This is a genomic window from Vibrio sp. V39_P1S14PM300 (assembly GCF_009904765.1).
In the GTDB taxonomy this organism is placed as follows: Bacteria; Pseudomonadota; Gammaproteobacteria; order Enterobacterales; family Vibrionaceae; genus Vibrio; species Vibrio proteolyticus.
This window is the reverse complement of the sequence record NZ_WXWP01000389.1, coordinates 1-5,058: the sequence shown is the minus strand read 5'-3', so window position 1 is coordinate 5,058 and position 5,058 is coordinate 1. Positions and strand designations below refer to the sequence as shown.

The window sequence follows — 5,058 nt, the reverse complement described above, 5'->3', positions numbered from 1 at the left end:
GCTTTCAGGGTGTAATGTTGTAGCCGGTCGGCGTACTGCTGTACCACCGCCTGCAGTGCGATTTGGCGTTCTTTTCTGGGTAAGACAAGCTTTTCGCAAAATTGCTCAAAATAAACATCAAAGTGAGGTGTGTCACGGGTATCGTCACGCAGGCCAAACAGCAGATAGACTGGCGCTTTAAGCACGGCCGCGAGCATAAAAGGGCCTTGTGGGAAGGGCGCCGGTTTGCCAAGGAAGTCTGCCCATACCGAGCGACTCTCCTTGCTGGTGGAGGTTCGATCGCCAACAATCACTACCCATTCACCTTGTTCGATTTTCTGCTGGAGTAGAATCGCAGTGTCCGGCCCCATGGAGCTGACCTGAATCAGGTTGAGCTCAGAGTTGGGGTTAACGGCTTTCATCACCCGGTTGAAGCGCTCTGCGTGCTCGGTGAACACCAGAGCATTGATTTTGACTTGCGAATGGCGTCTTCCTAGTGCCCGGCACAGCTCCAGATTGCCCAGATGAGAGCCGAGGATCACCAGGCCTTCCTGACGCTCAACCATGGCATCGAAGTGCTCCTGACCATGAATGGTCAGGTTGTCGGCCGAAAAATCCCCCTTCCACGCGGCCAGTTTATCCAGCATGGTATGGCCGAAAGACAGCAGATGGTGATAGCTATCCAGTGGCTGTGGCAGCGTGATGTTGTGTTGCTGTCCGTAGTGGCGCAATTGTGCCAGATACTGTTCAGAGGCCTGTCTGGCTTGCTTGCCCGTCAGGTGGTAGTAGCGGATGACGCCTTGGAGGATCAGGTTAAAGGTGCGTCGTCCCAGCAAGGCATACACGGCCAGCATGACTTTAATGCCGGCTATGGTGCCGCGTTCTCGGCGTCGTGACCAGTGCGGGCTGCCATCAGTTGCATCATGGCGATGGCGTGCCAGTAAACGAGGTATGCGTGGCAGCATGCCGAAAAACAGCCGGGTATGCATCCAGCTGATTTTGACGTTGTCCCACAGCGCGTCGAAGTGCGAAATACCGCCCTGAGGGTAGATGACCCGGGTATCGACGAAATCGATCTCTGTGCCTTCCCAATACATGCGCACCAGGATTTCGATGTCAAAATCCATCCGGCTGCCAATCCGGTAACGGTCCAGCACCTGAACGGTTTGATTGACCGGATAGCAGCGAAACCCACACATGCTGTCTTTGATCGACAGTGACAGCGTCTCTATCCAGACCCAAATATGGGTCGCGTAGCGGCCATACAGACGCGCTTTGGGCACGCTGTCATCATACACCGGCTGGCCGGAAATCAGATGCTCTGGGTGACGCCGGGCGGCATCTATCAGCTTTGGCAGGGCTTCGATATCGTGCTGGCCATCGGCGTCGATTTGAATCACATGGGTAAAGCCGAGCGCTTGTGCCTGACGGATCCCTGCCATCACAGCGCCGCCTTTTCCCTGGTTTGTTATCAGGGGTAATAGGTGGACGTTCTCACGCTCGGCTACGTGTTTCAGAGCCTGTTGAGTTGGGAGATTGCTGCCATCGTCGACGAGTAAAATGGGGTAACAAAAAGGCTCGAGCGACGTCACGACCGCAGCGACTGTGCTGCCGTGGTTGTAACAGGGAATCACAAAGCAGGGCAGAAACTCACTCACTTGGCGCTCCCAGTTTCATTTTCCCCGACGAGTGCACAATCTCTTCGCCGCCTCGGGTCGATGTGTAACGGAAGGTCAGTTTTTGCCGTGCCTCATCCCAGTGGAGCGTCAGACACACCGTCATATCGGGCAGAATCGGTTCTTGAAACTTGATCACTTCCATTCCTTTAAATGCACTCGGCGTTGCCAGACATTGCATCGCGTAATGCAGGGCCCAGTCGATCTGAGTGACCCCGGGCAGCAGAGGAAAGTGGTTAAAGTGACCACGGAAATCGAGAATGTCGGCGTCAGCCCGCAGCGTTAGGGTCGCGGCAGGCGGTTGAATGTCTGTACTGATGATAGTGGGTTTTCTTTGAACCATAACTGTTTGGCGGTTAGCTCTCTCGAAAAAGGTGTTCAATGTCGGCAATTTGCCGTTTGCCCTGGCTGTTGAGCGGAATACTGTCCACGATTCTGAAACGGCGCGGGACGGCGATGGGTTCCAGCCAGCGACGCAACTGAGCGCGCAGAGCCAGCCAGAATTTACCTTTGCCGAGCGTGTTGAGGTCGTGTTGTCCGGCTTCGGACAGCACAATCACCGAGACCAGTGTCAGCCGTTCGCCTTCTTGCATCGGTATGACCACGGCCTCACTGACGCCATCCAATTGCTCGACTCGTTGTTCGACTTCCGTCAGCGACACCCGTTTTTCTTCGATTTTAATGATACGGTCGGTGCGACCACGCAGTTCAAACGTCACTGTATCATGGAAATAACATTCGTCGGCGGTCTGATACCAGTGGTGCGGGTCAATATGCGGTGAGCGCAGCCGCAGGCAGCGTTCGCTGTTGAGTTCCGCCTGGACGCCCGGGAACAGCCTCCACGGCTGGCTGGCGGTGAATTGCTGGCGGTGGGCGATGCCTCCGGTTTCGGTACTGCCATACACTTCCTGCGGGTAATGACCGAACAGGCGCCTGGCATGTTCGGCAGCCGCATTCGACAACGGCCCTCCAGAGGAAAACAGCTGACGCAGCGGTTGGGCATGATGTTCTTCACTCAGACGTTTCAGCAGCGCCGGGCTGCTGACCAGGGTGGTCTGTTCGTTGGCATGGGCAATGACCTGCTCAGGAAATTCCAGATTAAATGCAGCAAAAGCGCGTCCAGCGCACAATGGCCACAGCAAACGGAACAGCAAGCCATAAATGTGCTGGTGTGAAACGGTGCTCTCAATGCGAGTGCCGTGCAGCGTGGCTCCCCACAGCGACTGTAAAATCGTAATTTCAACATCCAGCTGTTTCAGGCTCTTGTGAATCGCTTTCGGCGTACCACTGGAGCCGGAAGTAAACAGCACCAGTTGGAGCTCTTCCAGTGCAAGCCTGGGCCAGTTTGGCGCGGCTTGGTTTTGTTGGATCGCGATCTCGAACGCGTCAGTCTGAGCCGGAATGCTCAGACTGGCATCGTGCAGCATTAAGTCGAATTGTGCTGACAATTCCTCTAGAGCCGCGGGTTGGCTGTTCCCCGGCAGAACCAGCGTTTTCCCTGCATACGCACAGGCAAGGAATCCCACCGCAAAGCGGTAGCTGTCATCGCAGCACAGGGCAATCCGTTGAGCAGAATGGGTGCTCAATCGATTGTGAAGAGCGGCGACATCCTGATTCAGTGTCTGCCAGTCGTATACCTGACCGGAAGCAAACGCCACCGGCCAGTCTGCGGGCCGCGCACGGCTGAGCAAATCGGCTAAGGAGTGAAAGGTCACATCAATGGTGCTCATGGTTGTTTGGGATCCTTACGTACGACTTGTCTGATGATCCATTCGAGGGCGAACAGGCCGCCTGCCAGCAGGTAACTGATCAGGCCGTTATACACTGTCCAGACTTCGAGTGGCTGAAAACAGGTATACAGCGCGATGCCGCCGTTAACGATAAAGAACCCGCACCAGACTTTGGTCACCTTGCGGGTATAGGCGACACCGCTGGCTGGCAGGTTGGGTTCCTGCAGGCGGGCCAGTCGTTCAATCAAAGTTTGGGGTTGTTTCAGACTTAAGGCAAAAACGGCGAGCATACAGGCATTGACCACCACCGGATAAAACGTTAGCCAGCCATGCTGTTTAAACACCACTCCCAGCGTGATCAACATGATGCCAGTGAGGCCGCTGATCCAGCCGAGTTGTCTGAGCGCTTTCAGTTTGGCCTGACCGGCAGCCAGGATTCGGATCACAAACATGGTGATCAGCATCAGCGCCATGACGCTCAGACCAAACTTATCAATGCCGAAATAAACGGCAAACGGATACGCAAGCAGGACAATTGCAGACAAGGCTGTCAGCAATTGACGCATCAGTTGTCCTTGAGCAGCTCTGTCACGGCGTTGACGACATCGTCAACGGTGCGAACGGTGCTGAACTCAGCCGGTTTGATTTTTTTTCCGGTTACGTTCTGTAGGTGCACCACCAGATCCACAGCATCAATGCTGTCCAGATCGAGATCCTGATACAGGTGAGCGTCCGGGGTGATGTCCGCGGTGTCAATTTCAAACAGCTCTACCAGAGCGCTTTGTACTTGTTGAAATACTTGTTCTTTGTTTACGTCAGTCATAATGCTACCTGTGAATTACTCACCGGTTTGAGAGGAAATGTACTTAGCCAGATTTGCCACAGACGCGAAATGCTCGCGCGTGTTGGCATCATCGGAGTCAATCACAATGTTAAAGCGTTTCTTGATCGCCAGACCAAGCTCGAGTGCATCAATAGAATCCAGACCCAGGCCGTCACCAAAAAGTGGGGCGTCAGTCTCAATATCCTCGATAGTAAGATCTTCAAGGTTCAGAGCGTCAATAATTAATTGTTTGATTTCGTTATGTAATTTTTCCACTGGGACCTGCTTATAACTATGGGGTTTCTGGAAATAAAGTGTCCGACAGGTGGCGCTGTAAATGACGCGCCGCCACTGTTGGGCTGGTAGTTTGCTCTATAAACGGTTTCACCTCAACTTTCTCCTTTACTTCTATGTGGAAAAAAGGCCGGGTCGGTGGCACCTGATACCATTTTTTTTCTTTGGTCAGAAAACTCGGTGTAACGCTAATGTGCACTATACGCAGATCGCGTTGTGTCCGCACCGCGATCTGGGCCGCACCACGCTGCAGTTTAGAGTCCTGGCCTGGTGTCGTGCGCGTACCCTCGGGAAACACTAGTAGTACGTTACCCTGAGCGAAGCGTTGTTCACACAAAGTCAGCAGATCGTCTGGCGCTTCGTTTGGAATGTAACCGGCGGCCTTAACGATATGTTTCATGAATGGGTTTGACCAAATTGCCGCTTTCACCAGGCAATCGCATTGCTTCAATTGCGAGGCGATCAAAACATAATCAATCAGGCTGGGATGATTGGCGACAATTAAGCAGCCGGTGTCACTGGCTAATACATCGGCACCCGTAATTTGATAATTAAT

Annotated in this window: 7 protein-coding genes; all 7 read right to left on the bottom strand. The window is 53.7% G+C overall.

What is annotated here, in order from left to right; translation table 11 throughout:
- Window positions 1-1,637 (bottom strand): LpxL/LpxP family acyltransferase (locus tag CAG65_RS20265; RefSeq protein ID WP_161454784.1); only part of this gene is annotated, 1,637 nt, incomplete at its 3' end.
- Window positions 1,630-1,998 carry an ApeI family dehydratase gene (locus CAG65_RS20260; RefSeq protein ID WP_161454783.1) on the bottom strand — a complete coding sequence of 123 codons (369 nt, stop codon included), beginning with the start codon at window positions 1,996-1,998 and terminating at the stop codon, window positions 1,630-1,632. The genes CAG65_RS20265 and CAG65_RS20260, both read right to left, overlap by 8 nt.
- 13 nt (window positions 1,999-2,011) lie before the next feature.
- Window positions 2,012-3,385: a class I adenylate-forming enzyme family protein gene (locus tag CAG65_RS20255; RefSeq protein WP_161454782.1), complete on the bottom strand. Its 1,374-nt coding sequence runs from the start codon at window positions 3,383-3,385 to the stop codon at window positions 2,012-2,014.
- Window positions 3,382-3,951: a hypothetical protein gene (locus CAG65_RS20250; protein ID WP_161454781.1), complete on the bottom strand. Its 570-nt coding sequence runs from the start codon at window positions 3,949-3,951 to the stop codon at window positions 3,382-3,384. The genes CAG65_RS20255 and CAG65_RS20250 overlap by 4 nt, the downstream gene beginning before the upstream one ends.
- Window positions 3,951-4,208 carry an acyl carrier protein gene (locus CAG65_RS20245; RefSeq protein ID WP_161454780.1) on the bottom strand — a complete coding sequence of 86 codons (258 nt, stop codon included), beginning with the start codon at window positions 4,206-4,208 and terminating at the stop codon, window positions 3,951-3,953. The genes CAG65_RS20250 and CAG65_RS20245 overlap by 1 nt, the downstream gene beginning before the upstream one ends.
- A gap of 15 nt (window positions 4,209-4,223) precedes the next feature.
- A complete protein-coding gene (locus tag CAG65_RS20240; RefSeq protein WP_021704317.1) occupies window positions 4,224-4,484 on the bottom strand; it encodes a phosphopantetheine-binding protein in 261 nt (86 codons plus the stop codon).
- A gap of 16 nt (window positions 4,485-4,500) precedes the next feature.
- Window positions 4,501-5,058: lysophospholipid acyltransferase family protein (locus tag CAG65_RS20235; protein WP_161454779.1), on the bottom strand; the 558-nt coding region annotated here is incomplete at its 5' end.

Excerpts from the sequence above, each read along its gene's own strand:
- CAG65_RS20260 (WP_161454783.1), bottom strand. The coding sequence starts at position 1,998 with ATGGTTCAAAGAAAACCCACTATCATCAGTACAGACATTCAACCGCCT.
- CAG65_RS20255 (WP_161454782.1), bottom strand. The coding sequence starts at position 3,385 with ATGAGCACCATTGATGTGACCTTTCACTCCTTAGCCGATTTGCTCAGC.
- CAG65_RS20250 (WP_161454781.1), bottom strand. The coding sequence starts at position 3,951 with ATGCGTCAATTGCTGACAGCCTTGTCTGCAATTGTCCTGCTTGCGTAT.
- CAG65_RS20245 (WP_161454780.1), bottom strand. The coding sequence starts at position 4,208 with ATGACTGACGTAAACAAAGAACAAGTATTTCAACAAGTACAAAGCGCT.